The following is a 15,294-nucleotide window of genomic DNA, read 5'->3' on the forward strand; positions in this document are numbered from 1 at the left end:
GCGGGCTTAGATGTCGTCGATGCTGGACGACTCGAAGCGGGTGGAGATGTTGATGCCGAGCTCCTCCGCCGCGCGGAAGACCTCGTCATCCGTGTCGCGCAGGCTGACCGCCTGGCCGTCCGCCGAGAGCACCTCGACGTTCAGGCAGAGGGACTGCATCTCCTTGATCAGGACCTTGAAGGACTCGGGGATACCCGGTTCCTGGATGTTCTCGCCCTTGACGATGGCCTCGTACACCTTCACGCGGCCGAGGATGTCGTCCGACTTGATGGTGAGGAGCTCCTGGAGCGCGTAGGCCGCTCCGTATGCCTCGAGCGCCCACACCTCCATCTCGCCGAAGCGCTGGCCGCCGAACTGGGCCTTACCGCCCAGGGGCTGCTGCGTGATCATCGAGTAGGGACCCGTCGAGCGCGCGTGGATCTTGTCGTCCACCAGGTGGTGCAGCTTCAGGATGTACATGTAGCCGACCGAGATGGGCTCCGGGAACGGCTCGCCGGAGCGGCCGTCGAACAGGCGCGTCTTGCCGCTGGACCCGATGAGGCGGTCGCCGTCGCGGGTGACCGTCGTCGAGTCGAGCAGGCCGGCGATCTCCTCCTCGAGCGCTCCGTCGAACACCGGGGTGGCGACCTTCGTGCCGGCCGGGGCCTGGCGCGCGTGGTCCGGCAGGCGCTCGGCCCACTTCGGGGTGCCCTCGACCTCCCAGCCCTGCTTGGCGATCCACCCGAGGTGGGTCTCCAGGACCTGGCCGAAGTTCATGCGGCCGGGGATGCCGAGCGGGTTGAGGATGACGTCGACCGGGGTCCCGTCGGCGAGGAACGGCATGTCCTCGACCGGCAGGATCTTGGAGATGACGCCCTTGTTGCCGTGACGGCCGGCGAGCTTGTCGCCCTCGGTGATCTTGCGCTTCTGCGCGATGAACACCACGACGCGCTGGTTGACGCCCGAGCCGAGCTCGTCGTCGCCGTCCTGCGAGTCGAAGACCTTGACGCCGATGATCGTGCCCTGCTCGCCGTGGGGCACCTTCAGGGACGTGTCGCGGACCTCGCGGCTCTTCTCGTTGAAGATCGCGCGCAGCAGGCGCTCCTCGGCGCTGAGCTCGGTCTCGCCCTTCGGCGTGACCTTGCCCACGAGGATGTCGCCGGGGCGGACCTCGGCGCCGATGCGGATGATGCCGCGCTCGTCGAGGTCGGCGAGCAGCTCCGGGCTGACGTTGGGGAGGTCGCGGGTGATCTCCTCCTTGCCGAGCTTGGTGTCGCGCGCGTCGACCTCGTACTCCTCGATGTGGATGGAGGAGAGGGTGTCGTCCTTGACCAGGTTCTGGCTCAGGATGATCGCGTCCTCGAAGTTGTGGCCCTCCCACGGCATGAACGCGACGAGCAGGTTCTTGCCGAGCGCGAGCTCGCCGTTCTCCGTGGCGGGGCCGTCGGCGATGACCTCGCCGGCCTCGATGCGGTCGCCGGCCGAGACCAGGACGCGGTGGTTGTAGCTCGTGCCCTGGTTCGAGCGGTCGAACTTGCGCAGGTAGTAGGTCTGCGTGCCGCCCTCGTCGAGCTGGATGGTGACGACCTCGGCCGACACCTCCTGCACGACGCCCGAGGCGTCGGCGGTGAGGACGTCGCCGGCGTCGATCGCCGCGTAGCCCTCCATGCCGGTGCCGACGAGCGGGCTCTCGCTGCGCAGCAGCGGGACGGCCTGACGCTGCATGTTCGCGCCCATGAGGGCCCGGTTCGCGTCGTCGTGCTCGAGGAAGGGGATGAGCGAGGTCGCGACCGACACCATCTGGCGCGGCGAGACGTCCATGTAGTGCACGTTCTCGGCGGGGACGAGCTCCACCTCACCGCCCTTGGGGCGGACGAGGACGCGGTCCTCCGCGAAGCGGAAGTCCTTCGTGAGGGGCGCGTTGGCCTGGGCGACGAGGAACTCGTCCTCCTCGCTGGCCGTGAGGTAGTCGATGTTCTCCGTGACCACGCCGTCGACGACGCGACGGTACGGGGTCTCGATGAAGCCGAACGAGTTGATGCGGGCGAACGACGCCAGCGAGCCGATCAGGCCGATGTTCGGGCCCTCGGGGGTCTCGATGGGGCACATGCGGCCGTAGTGCGACGGGTGGACGTCGCGGACCTCGACGCCGGCGCGCTCACGGGACAGACCACCCGGGCCGAGCGCCGAGAGACGGCGCTTGTGGGTGAGGCCCGCGAGCGGGTTGTTCTGGTCCATGAACTGCGACAGCTGGCTCGTGCCGAAGAACTCCTTGATCGCGGCGACGACGGGGCGCACGTTGATCAGGGTCTGGGGCGTGATGGCCTCGATGTCCTGCGTGGTCATGCGCTCGCGGACGACGCGCTCCATGCGGGAGAGGCCGGTGCGCACCTGGTTCTGGATGAGCTCGCCGACCGCGCGGATGCGGCGGTTGCCGAAGTGGTCGATGTCGTCCACGTCGAAGCGCAGCTCGACGGGCTTGCCGTCGCGCACGCCGTTCATCTTCGTCTCGTTCGCGTGCAGCGAGACGAGGTACTTGATGGTCGCGAGGATGTCCTCGACCGTGAGCACCGAGTCGGTGAGCTGCTTGTCGATGCCGAGCTTGCGGTTGATCTTGTAGCGACCCACCTTCGCCAGGTCGTAGCGCTTCGGGTTGAAGTAGAAGTTGTCGAGCAGCGCGCGCGCGGCCTCGGCGGCGACCTGCTCGCCGGGACGGAGCTTGCGGTAGATGTCCTTGAGGGCCTCCTCCTTGGTGAGGATGGAGTCCTTCTCGAGCGTGAGCTCGATGGACGCGACGCCCTTGAACTCCTCGAGGATCTGCTCGCTGGTGAGGCCGAGGGCCTTCAGGAACACGGTGACCGACTGCTTGCGCTTGCGGTCGATGCGCACGCCGACCTGGTCGCGCTTGTCGATCTCGAACTCGAGCCAGGCGCCGCGGGACGGGATGACGCGGGCGGAGTAGATGTCCTTGTCGGAGGTCTTCTCCTGCTGGCGCTCGAAGTACACGCCGGGCGAGCGGACGAGCTGGGACACGACGACACGCTCGGTGCCGTTGATGATGAACGTGCCCTTCTCCGTCATGAGCGGGAAGTCGCCCATGAAGACCGTCTGGGTCTTGATCTCACCCGTGAGGTGGTTCATGAACTCGGCCTCGACGTAGAGGGGGGCGGAGTAGGTCTTGCCGCGCTCCTTGCACTCGTCGATGGAGTACTTCTGCTCCTCGAGGTACGGGTTCGTGAACCCGAGCTGCATGGTCTCGCCCAGGTCCTCGATGGGGGAGATCTCCTCGAAGATCTCCTCGAGGCCCGAGTTGAGCGCGAGGTCGGTGCGACCCTGCTTGGTGCCCTCCTCGACGCGCCGCTTCCACACGTCCGAGCCGACGAGCCAGTCGAAGCTCTCGGTCTGCAGGGCGAGCAGGTCGGGGACGGTGAGGGTGTCAGTGATCTTCGCGAACGAGAGCCGCGATGCGTCGCGACCGTTCTGGGGAGTGGGAGTTGCGTTGCGCGCAGCAGCCAAGGAAATTACCTCCGTGGGCCCCGTCGGGCTCCGATGTCGTCGATACGCCGAGACCGACCCGGGTTGTCACCCGCGCCGATCCTGATTGGAGTTGCTCGCCACACCTCGCGGGTGGGGCTCGGGATGGACCCGAGCGCACACGATGACCGACCGCAATATGAAGGCAAAAGGGAGTGGGAGCGCAAAGGATCACCATACGGGTCGCGACGCGCCATGTCCAGCGGAATCTTGCATCCTCGGCGTGTCTCGGTGTATAACGTGCGGTCGCCCTCTCGCCGGGCGGCCCGCGCCGCGTAGCGTCGGGGCATGAGCGATCCCTGGCACGTGTCCCCCGGCGGCCCCTCGCACGCCCACCGGGCGGGCGACGTGGAGATCCGGAAGGCCTCCGTCGGGCCGATGGACAACGACGCGTACCTCCTCACCGACCTCGACTCCGGCGAGCGCCTGCTCGTCGACGCGGCGGCCGACGTCGACCGCCTGCTGGCCCTCGTGGCGGAGCCGGATCCCGTCGGCCGCGTCGCCGTGGTCGTCACCACCCACGGGCACCCCGACCACCACGGCGCCCTCGCCGCCGTGCTCGACGCGACGGAGGCGGACTCCGCCGTGGGCGACGCGGACGCCGCCGACCTGCCCGTCGACGCCGACCGGCGGCTCGCGGACGGCGACCGGATCGCGTTCGGCGGCGTCGAGGTCGAGGTCGTCGCGCTCCGCGGCCACACGCCGGGGAGCGTCGCGCTCGTCCTCCAGCCGGGCGACGGCAGCACGCACCTCCTCACCGGCGACTCGCTCTTCCCGGGCGGGGTCGGGAGCACCCAGGGCGACGCGGGCCGGTTCCGGCAGCTGATGGACGACGTGGAGGAGCGCCTGTTCGCGCGCTTCCCCGACGACGCGCACGTGCACCCCGGCCACGGCGACTCGACGACGATCGGCGCCGAGCGCGGATCCCTCGCCGCCTGGCGCGAGCGCGGCTGGTGACGGGTCGCCCGACGTCGGATCCGCTCCCGGGGCGGACGCCTAGGCTGAGGAGATGCCCGAGCACCCGTCGACCGTCCTGTCCCTGAGCGGGCACCGGGCCGTCATCGAGCCCGACCGGTTCGTGCCGGGCGCCTACCAGCTCGTGGTCGACGGGACGCCGCAGTCGCACGTGAACATGGACGACCCGGGCGAGCTGTTCTTCGAGTACGTGCAGCGGATGGGGCACGTCATCGACCTCCTCGGCGACCCCGGGCAGGCGATCACCGCCCTGCACCTCGGCGCCGGCGCGCTCACCATCCCGCGGTACGTCGAGGCGACCCGGCCCGGATCCCGCCAGCAGGTCATCGAGCTCGAGCAGGACCTCGTGGAGCTCGTCCGCGAGCACCTGCCGTGGTCGCGCAGGGCCTCCATCCGGCTGCGCTACGGCGACGCCCGCGAGGTCATGGGGCGGCTGCCGCAGGGGCTCCGCGGATCCGTCGACCTGGTCGTCACGGACGTCTTCAGCGGCGCCCGCACGCCCGCCCACATCACGAGCCGCGAGTTCCACGCGGAGGCCGCGGCGTTCCTCGCGCCCGGCGGGATCATGACGGTCAACGTCGCCGACGGACACGGGCTCGCGTTCGCGCGCGGCCAGGCCGCGACCATCCAGGACGTCCTGCCGCACGTGGCCGCGCTCGCGGAGACCCAGGTGCTGAAGGGCCGGCGGTTCGGCAACGTGGTGTTCGCCGCGTCCGCCACGCCGCTCCCGCTCGACTTCGTGCCGCGCCTGCTCGCCGGCGGCCCGCACCCCGCCAAGGTCGTCGAGGGCCGCGAGCTCGCCGACTTCATCGCCGGCGCCTCCGTCGTCACCGACGCCACGGCCGTGCCGTCCCCCTCCCCCGCCCGCAGCGTCTTCCAGACGAGGCCCTGACCGGCCTCATCCCGGGCACCGAGGCCCGCCGAACCACCGGAGTCCCCATGAACCGCCGCTCCCGCACCCGCCCGGCGCGCCTCGCCGCGCTCGGCCTCGCCGCCCTGGTCGCGCTCACGGGCTGCACGAACGACGACGGCTCGCCCGTGGACGTGCGCGCGACCGAGCCGCCCGCGCCCTCCCCCGCCGCCACGGACGCGGGGCCCGCGGGCGTCGCCCCATCCGGCACGCCGACGGCGATCGCCACGGGCCTCGTCTCGCCGTGGTCGACCGCCGAGCTGCCGTCCGGATCCCTCCTCGTGAGCGAGCGCGACACCGCGCGGGTCGTCGAGGTGCTCGCCGACGGCACGACGCGCGTCGCCGGCACCGTCGCGGGCGTCGGGCCGCTCGGCGAGGGCGGGCTGCTGGGGATCGCGACGCGCCAGGCGGACGGCGGCACCCAGCTCTACGCGTACCTCACGAGCGACACCGACAACCGCATCGTGCGCATGGACGTGACGGGCGAGCCGGGGTCGCTCGGGCTCGGGCCGGCGGAGGACGTCGTGACGGGGATCCCGCGCGACGCGAACCACAACGGCGGCCGCATCGCGTTCGGCCCCGACGGCATGCTCTACGCCACCACCGGCGACGCGAACCTGCGCGACGCCGCGCAGGACCCGATCTCGCTCGCCGGCAAGATCCTGCGCCTCACGCCCGACGGCCAGGGCCCCTCGGACAACCCGACGCCCGGGTCGCCCGTCTACTCGATGGGCCACCGGAACCCGCAGGGCATCGCGTGGGACGCCGAGGGGAACCTGTGGTCGTCGGAGTTCGGCCAGGACACCTGGGACGAGCTCAACCTCATCGAGCCGGGCGGGAACTACGGCTGGCCGGTCGTGGAGGGCGCGACCGACGACGCCGCGGACGACGCGTACATCGACCCCGTGCGCCAGTGGCGGACCGACGACGCGAGCCCCAGCGGCCTCGCGGTCTCCGGCGACACGATCTTCATGGCGGGCCTCGGCGGCCAGCGCCTCTGGGTGATCCGGCCGGGCGCCGTGGTCACCGACCCCATCCCCGACGACCGCGTCACCGAGTTCTACACGCGCGAGTTCGGGCGGATCCGCGACGTGCAGGCCGCGCCGGACGGCTCGCTGCGCATGCTCACGAACAACACCGACGGCCGCGGGACGCCGCGGGACGGCGACGACAAGCTGCTCCGGGTCGAGCTCATGCCGATCCAGGCGGGATAATCTCTACCTCGTGACAGGCACCGCGATCATCATCGGCTACGACAGGGACACCCTCCGGGAGAAGGTGGACCTGCGGGCGGCCGGCGAGCGCCTGGACGAGCTGGAGGCCCTCCGCAGCCTCTCCGCGATCACCGAGAAGGTGGCGCTCCTGCGCATGCTCGGCCGGCTCGACGAGGCGTGGGACATGGCGAACGCGGCCGTCCGCCAGGCGCGCTTCACGGGCGACCGGGAGACGCTGCTCGCGTGCCGCATCCGCCGCGCGCAGGTGCAGCAGTACCAGGGCAAGCTCGACATCGCGCTGCAGGACCTGGGCGGCTGCGTCGACGAGGCCCGCGCGCACGAGTGGTACGCGCTGGAGGCGTTCGCGCTGCAGCACCGCGGCAAGGTGCACTTCGACCGGGGCGAGTACCGCCTCGCGCTCGGCGACTTCGAGGACGCGTACACGCTGCGCACGCGCGAGGGCCTGCCGAGCGACCAGCTCGAGAGCTCGGCGCTCGCCATCGACGTGGCCAAGGAGCGCATCGCCGCCCAGCCCGCGTGATGGGCGCGCTCCCTCCCCGGCCTCGGACCGCCGGCCGTGGCTGACCTCGCCCGCGTGCGCGTCTGGGCCGAGGCCCTCATCGCGCTGCACCTGGATCCCTCGTGGACCTTCGCGTTCGACCACGCCCGCACGCGCGCCGGCGCGTGCCACTACGGCGACAGGCGGATCACGGTCTCGCGGCACCTCGCCGGGCGGTTCGAGGACGACGAGATCCACCAGGTGCTGCTGCACGAGGTCGCGCACGCGCTCGCCGGATCCCGCGCCGGGCACGGGCCGAGGTGGAAGCGGACGGCCGCCGAGCTCGGCTACGAGGGGTCGCGGCTGCACTCCGGCCAGGTCGCCGAGGAGCTCGCGCCCTGGGTGGGCGCCTGCCCCGCCGGCCACGCGCACTTCCGCTACCGGAAGCCCACCCGGCCGCTGGCCTGCGGGCTGTGCTCGAGGCGGTTCGACGCCGCGCACCTGATCGCGTGGACGAGGCGCGAGGTGCCGTCGGGCGCGGTCGCGTCCGGCCGGACGGACGGCAGTCGCGAGGGAGCCGCGTGAGCCGGGCGCCCGGATCCGAGCGGTCGACCGGCCAGTGGATCGACGACCCCGACGGCCTGCGCTGGTTCCTCGACACGGGAGCCGTGAGCCTCGACCTCGCGTACACGGGCGCGCTCGGGGATCCGGAGCCGCGCGAGACCCTGCCCGACGCGGCGGCCCTCGGGGCCTGGCTGAGCGAGCACCTGTCGCCCGTCTCGGAGCCGACGGAGCGCGACCTCGCGGACGCGCGCACGCTCCGGCAGGCCATCGGCGACATCGCGGCGGCCATCGCGGACGGCCACGAGCCCAGCCCGCGCGACGTCGACGTGCTGAACCTCTACGCGGCGACCCCCGACCTGCCGCCCGCGCTCGGCGGCGGATCCCGCCAGGCCGGCCGCGCGCTCGCCCGGCCCGCGCAGGCGCTGGCGTCCGCCGCGCGCGACGCGGTGGCGGTGTTCGGGGCGGGATCCGAGCGGATCCACCGCTGCTCGGCCGACGACTGCACCGTGCTCTACCTCGACACGACCCGCTCGGGCACGCGCCGCTGGTGCTCCATGCGCCGCTGCGGCAACCGCGCGAAGGTGCGCGCCCACCGCGCCCGGCAGCTGCGGGAGCGGCGGACGGGGATCCCGGCGCGCGTGGCCCCCGTGCGTCCCGCGGTCGCGCCGGCGCCGACCCCCGGACACGACGACGGCCCGGGAGCCGCAGCCCCCGAGCCGTCGTGACGGATCCGCGTCACTCGCCGACGCGGACCTCCTTCCAGAACGCGACGTAGCCGCTGTAGTCCCGGCCGACGCGGTCGAACGACGACGGGATGGGCGTCGGGTACGACCAGGCGCGGTCCTGGAGCACGGTGTCGCCGTCCTTGACGGAGTAGTACTGCGTGTCGCCCTTCCACGGGCAGTGGTACGGCGTGCTCGTCTCGGCGAGGAGCGACATGTCGACGCTCTGCGGCGGGAAGTACCAGTTGCCCTCGATCTCGATGAGCTCGTCCTGGGGGGCCTCGGCGACGGTGACGCCGTTGATGACTGCCTTCATGTGATGACCTTCCGGTTCCGTGGCGTCGTGACGGTGCGGCGCCTGATGCCCAGGGGAACACGCGCCCCTGGGCGCCCATTCCGGGCGGACGGCGAGCGGATGGCCGGCGGACCCGAGGCGGCCTCAGGCGTCGCGGTGGAGGCGGTGCACGACGACGTCGGCGGGACCGGCGGCGAGCGCCTCCGCCACGAGCCCGTCGTGCCCGGCGGCGTCCAGGCGACGGGCCGAGACGCTCGCCGTGAGCAGGTGCCCGACGGCCGGCTCCAGCTGCTGGTACGCGGCGCACGCGACGGCGGCCTCGGGCGAGGTGGCGTCGATCCCCAGGGCGGCGAGCGCGTCGACCACGGCGCCGGCGGCGAGCTGGTCCTCGGCGCACGCGCGCCAGGTTCCGTCGGCCTCGACCGCCCCGGCGGCGACGACGGCCACGTACGCGCGGCGGCCGAGCGCCTCCTGGAGGGCGAGGATCCACGCGGCGACCGCGGGCGCGTCCCGGAGGCCGGCGCTCACGACGGCCGGGCGCGCGGGCAGGGTCGCGAGGACCTCGTCGCGGCGGGCGGCCGTGGGCGGCGGGACGGAGGGCAGGGCGTCGACCCAGACGATGACGTCGGCGCCGGTCGCTATCCGGCGCGCGCCGGCGATGCCGCCGTCGAGCCGGACCTGGTAGCGGGCCTGCGTCGACGGGTCGGGGTGCGCGGCGTCAGCGGAGGAGGTCACGATCCGATGCTACGGGCGTCCACGGGCCCGCCCCTCCGCGGATGACGCGGCGCGACGGCTCGGGCGCCCCGCGGCGCATCGCCTGGCGGATCACCTCGAAGTCGTCGCGCGTGATCTCGAGGAGCCCGGGCGCCAGCTTCCTGCCCCACTCGAGGGAGTCGCGCGTGAAGTCGAGCACGGGGACGAGCGGGCGGATCGGGGCGTCGACCGCGCCGAGGTCCCAGTCCATCCGGCGCCGCCACGGCCGCCACTCGCCCACGCGGCCCTGGTACGGCGCGGCGTCGGCGACCCGGCCGATCGCGGTGAACGCGCGGAGGAGCTGCCCGTCGGGGTACGACTCGCGCGGCGAGTAGTAGACGAAGCCGTCGGCCTCGCCCAGCCGCTCGACCGGCTCGCGGGCGCCGCGGTTCACCTGCGCGATGCCGAGGTCCAGGCCGTCGAGCACGCGGTCGCGCGAGACGACGCCCACCCAGTACCTGATCATGTCCGTCCCATCCTGTCCCCCGGCGGCCGGACGCCGGGCACGCCCAGCCGCGCGGAGCATGCTGGGGGCATGCGCGTGCTGCTGAAGACCATCCTCGACTGCGATCCCGACGCCGCCTGGCGCGCGCTCCACTCGCCCACCGTGATGCGGGAGGTCGCGGGCCCGCTCGTCGACTTCGTGCCGCTGGAGGACGGCGGCTTCCCCACCAGCTGGGACGGTCGCGAGCACGTCGCCGTGATGCAGGCCGGGCCGTTCGCCGCCGGGCGCCAGGGCATCCGGCTGCGCGACATGAAGCCGCGCGTCGAGGGCGTGCGCATCGTGCGCGACGACGGCCACGGGCTCTCCGGGCTCATGGCGATCCCGACGAGCATGCGGCACAGCATGGCCGTCTCGGCGGATCCCGCGGGCCCCGACGCGGACGGCCGCGTGAAGACGCTCTTCCGCGACCAGCTCGAGTACGAGGCCGGCCTCCTCGGCCCCGCCATGTGGCCGACCTTCTGGGCCTTCTGGCAGTGGCGCGCGTTCCGGCTGCGCCAGCTCGCGCCGACGTGGGCGTACGACTGGGAGCCGGCGGCGGCGGACGACGCGGACGGCGCCCCGGCCGACGACGCGGGGCTGTCCGCCCGCTGACGGCCCGCGCCCCACGCGGGCGCCCGGCGTCGGCCGACGCGTACGGTGGCTGCATGCCCTCCGCCGAGACCGCCCTCCACGTCGCCGACTGGCGCCGCCGCACGCACGAGATGTACGCGGAGGTGCGCTGGGTCGCGCAGACGGATCCCGCGGCCGCGCACGCGCTCTGGCGCCGGACCCGCGACGACATGTTCCGCAGCCACCCGGCGACGCCGCTCCTCCCCGAGCACCGCGCGGACTTCGACCGGCTCGACGTCGCGGAGTACGACCCGGCCTGGCGGTTCGAGCTGGAGATCCACGACGACCGCGGCGACGAGCGCCACGAGGTCGAGACGGGCACCGACGGCGTCGTGCCGTTCGAGCTGCTCGGATCCGTGCACATCCCCGCCGCCGACGGACGCGAGGCCGGCACCCTCGACGTCTGGCGCCTCGCCAGCTACGGCGGCGGCCTGCACCTGCCCGTCAAGGACGCCTCGCACCGCCGCGCGGGCGGCACCTACGGAGGCGGCCGCTACCTGCTCGACACGGTGAAGGGATCCGACCTCGGCTCCCCCGCGCCGGGGTCGATCGTGGTCGACCTCAACTTCGCCTACAACCCCTCCTGCGCCTACGACCCGGAGTGGGCCTGCCCCCTCGCCCCGGCCGGGAACGTGCTCGACTTCGAGGTCCCCGTCGGCGAGATGGGCTTCTCCCCGGCCTGACCTGCTACGGTGGCACCACTTGCGAGCACATCTCCGTGCTCCCTGCGTCGAGAGAACGCGTTCCCTCCTCGCCCCGATCAGATCGCCGAACAGGCCGACGGGTGCGAGTGACATCTTTCTTACGGCGAACGGATGCGCCCATCGGCGCCTTCGCCATCATCCGCTTCCGCGCTGCACCGGCACACCGCCGCGTCAGCGCGTCGGGGCGGAGCCCCTGCCTGGAAGGCAACTCCCCCGCATGACCACTGACACCTTCGGCGCGCTCGGCGTGCCCGCACCCCTCGTCTCCGCCCTCACGGCGAACGGCATCACCACGCCGTTCCCCATCCAGGTGGACACGCTGCCCGACACCCTGAAGGGCCGCGACGTCCTCGGCCGCGGCAAGACCGGCTCCGGCAAGACGCTGGCGTTCGCCATCCCGATGATCGCGCGCCTCGGCGGCGGCCTCGCCGGCGGCCGTCGTCGCCCGGGCCGCCCGCTCGGCCTCATCCTCGCGCCGACCCGCGAGCTCGCCACGCAGATCACCGCCGCGATGGCTCCGCTCGCCGAGGCGTACGACCTCACCACCACGACGATCTTCGGCGGCGTCTCGCAGCAGCGCCAGGTCGCGGCCCTCAAGGCCGGCGTCGACGTGGTCGTGGCCTGCCCCGGCCGCCTCGAGGACCTCATGAAGCAGGGCTTCGTGAACCTCGACGCCGTGGAGATCACCGTCCTCGACGAGGCCGACCACATGGCCGACCTGGGCTTCCTGCCCGTCGTCACGCGGATCCTCGACAAGACCCCGAACACCGGCCAGCGCATGCTGTTCTCCGCCACGCTCGACAACGGCGTGGACAAGCTGGTCCGCCGCTACCTGCACGACCAGGTGCTGCACTCCGTCGACGAGGCGAACTCGCCCGTCGCGGCCATGACGCACCACGTGTTCGAGGCGTCCGACGTCGAGGCCAAGCGCCTCCTCGTGCAGAAGCTCGCGTCCGGCTCCGGCCGCCGCATCCTCTTCATGCGCACGAAGCACCACGCCAAGAAGCTCGCGAAGCAGCTCACCGACTCCGGCATCCCGTCGGTGGACCTGCACGGCAACCTCTCGCAGGTCGCCCGCGACCGCAACCTCGCGGCCTTCGCGGCGGGCGACGTCAAGGTCCTCGTGGCCACCGACGTCGCGGCGCGCGGCGTGCACGTGGACGACATCGAGCTCGTGATCCACGTCGACCCGCCGGCCGAGCACAAGGCCTACCTGCACCGCTCGGGCCGCACGGCGCGCGCGGGCTCCGCGGGCGACGTCGTCACGATCATGCTGCCGGCGCAGCGCAAGGACGTGCAGCTCCTGATGCGCAAGGCCGACATCCACGTCACGCCGCAGCAGGTCACCGAGTCCTCCCCCGCCGTGGCCGAGCTGACGGGCGCCGTCGCGGCGTACGTGAAGCCCGCGCCGCGCGAGACGAAGTCGGTCCGCGAGACCGCCCAGCGCCAGTCGCAGGGCGGCCGCGCGAACGGCGGCGGACGCTCGCAGGGCGCCAACGCGCAGCGCAAGCGCGCGGCCCGCGACGGCGCGCCCGTCGGCGGCGGTCGCCGCGAGGGCGCCGGCTCCGGTCGTCGCGACGGCGCCGCCTCGGGCGGACAGCGCGGCGGCACGCCCCGCACGTTCAGCACCTCCTCCGAGGGCTTCGGCGGCGGCTCGTCCGCCGCTCCCTCGCGTCCCCGCCAGGACCGCCCCGCGGCCTCCGGCGGCGCCGCGGCCGGCGGCCGCGCGCGCACGCACCGCCGCGTCTCCAGCGGACGCTAGACCGCCCGGCGCGCACCCCGCGCCGGCGTGACACCGAGGGCCCCCGTCATCGACGGGGGCCCTCCGTCGTCCCCGTGGGGGCCGGCGACGACGCGTCCGTGCCCCGACCGTCCACAGTCGAGGCGCGACCTGGGGACGGTCGCGCGAACCCGCTGGCGCATCCGGATACGGTGTGCGGATGACACGCGCCGCCCTCGCCACCCGTGGCCCGTACCGCAAGGGCCTGGAGCGCAGGGAGCTCCTCATCCGCACCGCCATCGAGGTGTTCGCCGAGCAGGGCTACCGCGGCAGCTCGCTCCGCGAGATCGCCTCGCGGGCCGAGATCACGCCGGCCGGCCTGCTGCACCACTTCGCCGGCAAGGAGGAGCTGCTGCTCGCCGTGCTGGAGCGCCGCGAGGAGCGCGTCGCCGCGGCCATCGAGCTGCACCGGCCCCGGAGCGTCGCCGAGCACGCGGCCGTCGTCATCGCCGACGGCGAGCAGAGCGCGTGCCTCACGCGCGTCATCGCGGTCGTGTCCTCGGAGGCGTCCGCCGCCGGGCATCCGCTGCACGCGCTGTTCCGCGAGCGGCGGGCACGCGAGCTGGAGCGCATCACGTCGGGCGTCATCGTCGACCAGGCACGCGGCCTCATCGACCCGCACCTCGACCCGGAGGCCGCGGCCGCCGTGATCCTCTCCGCCATGGACGGCCTGCACGTGCAGCGCTGCTACGGCGTCGGGGCGGGCGCGAGCGAGGCCTTCGAGGACCTGCGCCGCCACTACCTCGAGCCCCCCGAGTTCGCCGAGCGCACGGCGGCCGTCTGAGCCGGGCCGGCGCGAGCCGGGCCGACCCGAGCCCGGGCGGCCCGAGCCCCGGTCGCCGGATGCCGGGCCCTCGGATGCCGGGCGACCGGACGCACGGCTAGGGCAGGACGCCCACCGACGCGAGGGCCGCACGCAGCAGCGCGCCGCGGCCGCCCTCCATGTCGGCGGAGACGGCGTCGGACGCGGCCTCCTCGGGCGTCATCCACGTGATCTCGAGGGCGTCCTGGCGCGGATCGCACGTGCCGGTGACGGGCACGACGTACGCGAGCGAGACGGCGTGCTGCCGGTCGTCCGTGTACGGGCTCGCGCCGGGGAACGGGAAGTACTCCGCGACCGAGAAGGGCGTCGGGTTCGCGGGCAGCTGCGGGAACGCCATCGGCCCGAGGTCCTTCTCGAGGTGGCGGAAGAGCGCGTCGCGCAGGGTCTCGCCGTACATCACGCGGCCGGAGACGAGCATGCGGGTCATCTGCCCGGTGACCGTCGCGCGCAGCAGCACGCCGATGTCCTTCACGCGGCCCATGCCGTCCACCCGCACGGGCACGGCCTCCACGTAGAGGAGCGGCAGCCGCTGCCGGATCTGCGCCAGCTCCACGTCCGACAGCCAGCCGGAGTTCGGGTCGGGGATGTTCGGGTCCGGGGTGCGAACGGTCATGGTCCATTGTGACCCACGGCCGGAGCCCGGCGACCACCCGGCGCGATCCCGTCCAGGGGCAGATGCGAGGATGGGCGCGCCGGTCGGCCCCGCGACCGCGCATCCGCCCCGCCGGCCCGTCGAAGAGGACCCCGTGACCGCTCTCCCGCTGGATCCCGACGCCGTCCTCTGGTCGGCCTCCGCCGCCGAGCTCGCCGACCGCCCGCTGCTCGTGCTGCTGCACGGCTACGGATCCCACGAGGGCGACCTGTTCGGGCTGTCGCCGTACCTGCCGCTCGGGCCCGTGGTCGCGTCGGTGCGCGCGCCGATCGCGCTGCAGGGCGGGTTCGCGTGGTTCCCGATCGTGCCCGGGTCCACCGGCGACCCGGATCCGGACGCCGCCGACGCCGCCGCGCAGGGCGTGCTGGACTGGCTCGACGCGCTGCCCGTGCCGCCGCGCTCGGTGGGTCTCCTCGGCTTCAGCCAGGGCGGCGCGACCGCGCTCCAGCTGCTGCGGCTCGCGCCGGGCCGGTTCGCGTACGCGGTGCAGCTCAGCGGGTTCTCCGTGCGCGGCGAGCACGCCGGCGACCCGGCGCTCGCGGCCGCGCCGACGCCGGTCTTCTGGGGCCGCGGCACGGCCGACCAGGTGATCCCGGACGCCGCCGTCGCCCGCACGCGCGGCTGGATCGGCGACCACACCGCCCTCACCGAGCGCATCTACGAGGACCTGCCGCACTCGGTCTCCGCGCCCGAGCTGCGGGACGTCTCCGCGTTCATCCGGGAGCACGCGGGCTGACGCGCGTGCCGGCGATCCGGCGAGCGCCCCGCCCGGCCCG

At 73.5% G+C, this 15,294-nt stretch carries 15 protein-coding genes and 1 pseudogene; 11 read left to right on the forward strand and 5 right to left on the reverse strand.

The annotated features are described in order from the left end of the window. Positions 1-6: 6 nt before the first annotated feature. Positions 7-3,495 (reverse strand): DNA-directed RNA polymerase subunit beta, encoded by a 3,489-nt coding sequence (gene rpoB / locus AES38_RS12695; RefSeq protein ID WP_053775269.1) that lies wholly within the window; start codon positions 3,493-3,495, stop codon positions 7-9. A 306-nt stretch (positions 3,496-3,801) separates the two neighbouring features. Here rpoB and AES38_RS12700 point away from each other — a divergent pair, with 306 nt between their 5' ends. From AES38_RS12700 to AES38_RS12725, 6 genes are read left to right on the forward strand one after another with little or no spacing between them, the layout of a single operon-like run. Then, a complete protein-coding gene (locus AES38_RS12700) occupies positions 3,802-4,470 on the forward strand; it encodes an MBL fold metallo-hydrolase (protein ID WP_053775270.1) in 669 nt (222 codons plus the stop codon). A gap of 52 nt (positions 4,471-4,522) precedes the next feature. Continuing rightward, on the forward strand, positions 4,523-5,380 hold the full coding sequence (locus AES38_RS12705; RefSeq protein WP_053775271.1) for a spermidine synthase: 858 nt from the start codon (positions 4,523-4,525) through the stop codon (positions 5,378-5,380). A 47-nt stretch (positions 5,381-5,427) separates the two neighbouring features. Beyond that, entirely contained in the window at positions 5,428-6,612 is a 1,185-nt protein-coding gene (locus AES38_RS12710; protein ID WP_053775272.1) for a PQQ-dependent sugar dehydrogenase, read from the forward strand. A 10-nt stretch (positions 6,613-6,622) separates the two neighbouring features. Further along, entirely contained in the window at positions 6,623-7,153 is a 531-nt protein-coding gene (locus AES38_RS12715) for a hypothetical protein (RefSeq protein ID WP_043668753.1), read from the forward strand. A gap of 36 nt (positions 7,154-7,189) precedes the next feature. Further along, complete coding sequence (locus AES38_RS12720; protein ID WP_053775273.1) at positions 7,190-7,696, forward strand: SprT-like domain-containing protein; 507 nt, start codon at positions 7,190-7,192, stop codon at positions 7,694-7,696. Then, positions 7,693-8,400, forward strand: coding sequence for a CGNR zinc finger domain-containing protein (locus tag AES38_RS12725; protein ID WP_053775274.1), 708 nt, complete (start codon positions 7,693-7,695; stop codon positions 8,398-8,400). The genes AES38_RS12720 and AES38_RS12725 overlap by 4 nt, the downstream gene beginning before the upstream one ends. 10 nt (positions 8,401-8,410) lie before the next feature. Here AES38_RS12725 and AES38_RS12730 read toward each other — a convergent pair. From AES38_RS12730 to AES38_RS12740, 3 genes and pseudogenes are all read right to left on the reverse strand, one after another. Next, positions 8,411-8,719, reverse strand: a pseudogene (locus AES38_RS12730) (DUF427 domain-containing protein); the annotation flags it as partial. 117 nt (positions 8,720-8,836) lie between these two features. After that, on the reverse strand, positions 8,837-9,427 hold the full coding sequence (locus AES38_RS12735; protein WP_053775276.1) for a 2-phosphosulfolactate phosphatase: 591 nt from the start codon (positions 9,425-9,427) through the stop codon (positions 8,837-8,839). Continuing rightward, positions 9,411-9,911 (reverse strand): EVE domain-containing protein, encoded by a 501-nt coding sequence (locus AES38_RS12740; RefSeq protein WP_053775277.1) that lies wholly within the window; start codon positions 9,909-9,911, stop codon positions 9,411-9,413. The genes AES38_RS12735 and AES38_RS12740 overlap by 17 nt, the downstream gene beginning before the upstream one ends. A gap of 69 nt (positions 9,912-9,980) precedes the next feature. Here AES38_RS12740 and AES38_RS12745 point away from each other — a divergent pair, with 69 nt between their 5' ends. From AES38_RS12745 to AES38_RS12760, 4 genes are all read left to right on the forward strand, one after another. After that, positions 9,981-10,541 (forward strand): hypothetical protein, encoded by a 561-nt coding sequence (locus AES38_RS12745; protein WP_053775278.1) that lies wholly within the window; start codon positions 9,981-9,983, stop codon positions 10,539-10,541. Positions 10,542-10,594: 53 nt separating this feature from the next. Then, positions 10,595-11,242, forward strand: a complete 648-nt coding sequence (locus AES38_RS12750; RefSeq protein WP_053775279.1) for a DUF1684 domain-containing protein — start codon at positions 10,595-10,597, stop codon at positions 11,240-11,242. 238 nt (positions 11,243-11,480) lie between these two features. Next, the gene (locus AES38_RS12755; RefSeq protein WP_053775280.1) at positions 11,481-13,025 is read left to right on the forward strand and encodes a DEAD/DEAH box helicase; all 1,545 of its coding nucleotides are present in this window, start codon (positions 11,481-11,483) and stop codon (positions 13,023-13,025) included. A gap of 178 nt (positions 13,026-13,203) precedes the next feature. Then, positions 13,204-13,827 carry a TetR/AcrR family transcriptional regulator gene (locus AES38_RS12760; protein ID WP_053775281.1) on the forward strand — a complete coding sequence of 208 codons (624 nt, stop codon included), beginning with the start codon at positions 13,204-13,206 and terminating at the stop codon, positions 13,825-13,827. A 97-nt stretch (positions 13,828-13,924) separates the two neighbouring features. Here AES38_RS12760 and AES38_RS12765 read toward each other — a convergent pair whose 3' ends face one another. Continuing rightward, positions 13,925-14,479 (reverse strand): NUDIX hydrolase family protein, encoded by a 555-nt coding sequence (locus AES38_RS12765; protein ID WP_043668722.1) that lies wholly within the window; start codon positions 14,477-14,479, stop codon positions 13,925-13,927. Positions 14,480-14,612: 133 nt separating this feature from the next. Here AES38_RS12765 and AES38_RS12770 point away from each other — a divergent pair, with 133 nt between their 5' ends. After that, complete coding sequence (locus AES38_RS12770; RefSeq protein ID WP_053775812.1) at positions 14,613-15,254, forward strand: alpha/beta hydrolase; 642 nt, start codon at positions 14,613-14,615, stop codon at positions 15,252-15,254. Positions 15,255-15,294: the final 40 nt, after the last annotated feature.

It is taken from the genome of Clavibacter capsici (assembly GCF_001280205.1).
Classification (GTDB): domain Bacteria; phylum Actinomycetota; class Actinomycetes; order Actinomycetales; family Microbacteriaceae; genus Clavibacter; species Clavibacter capsici.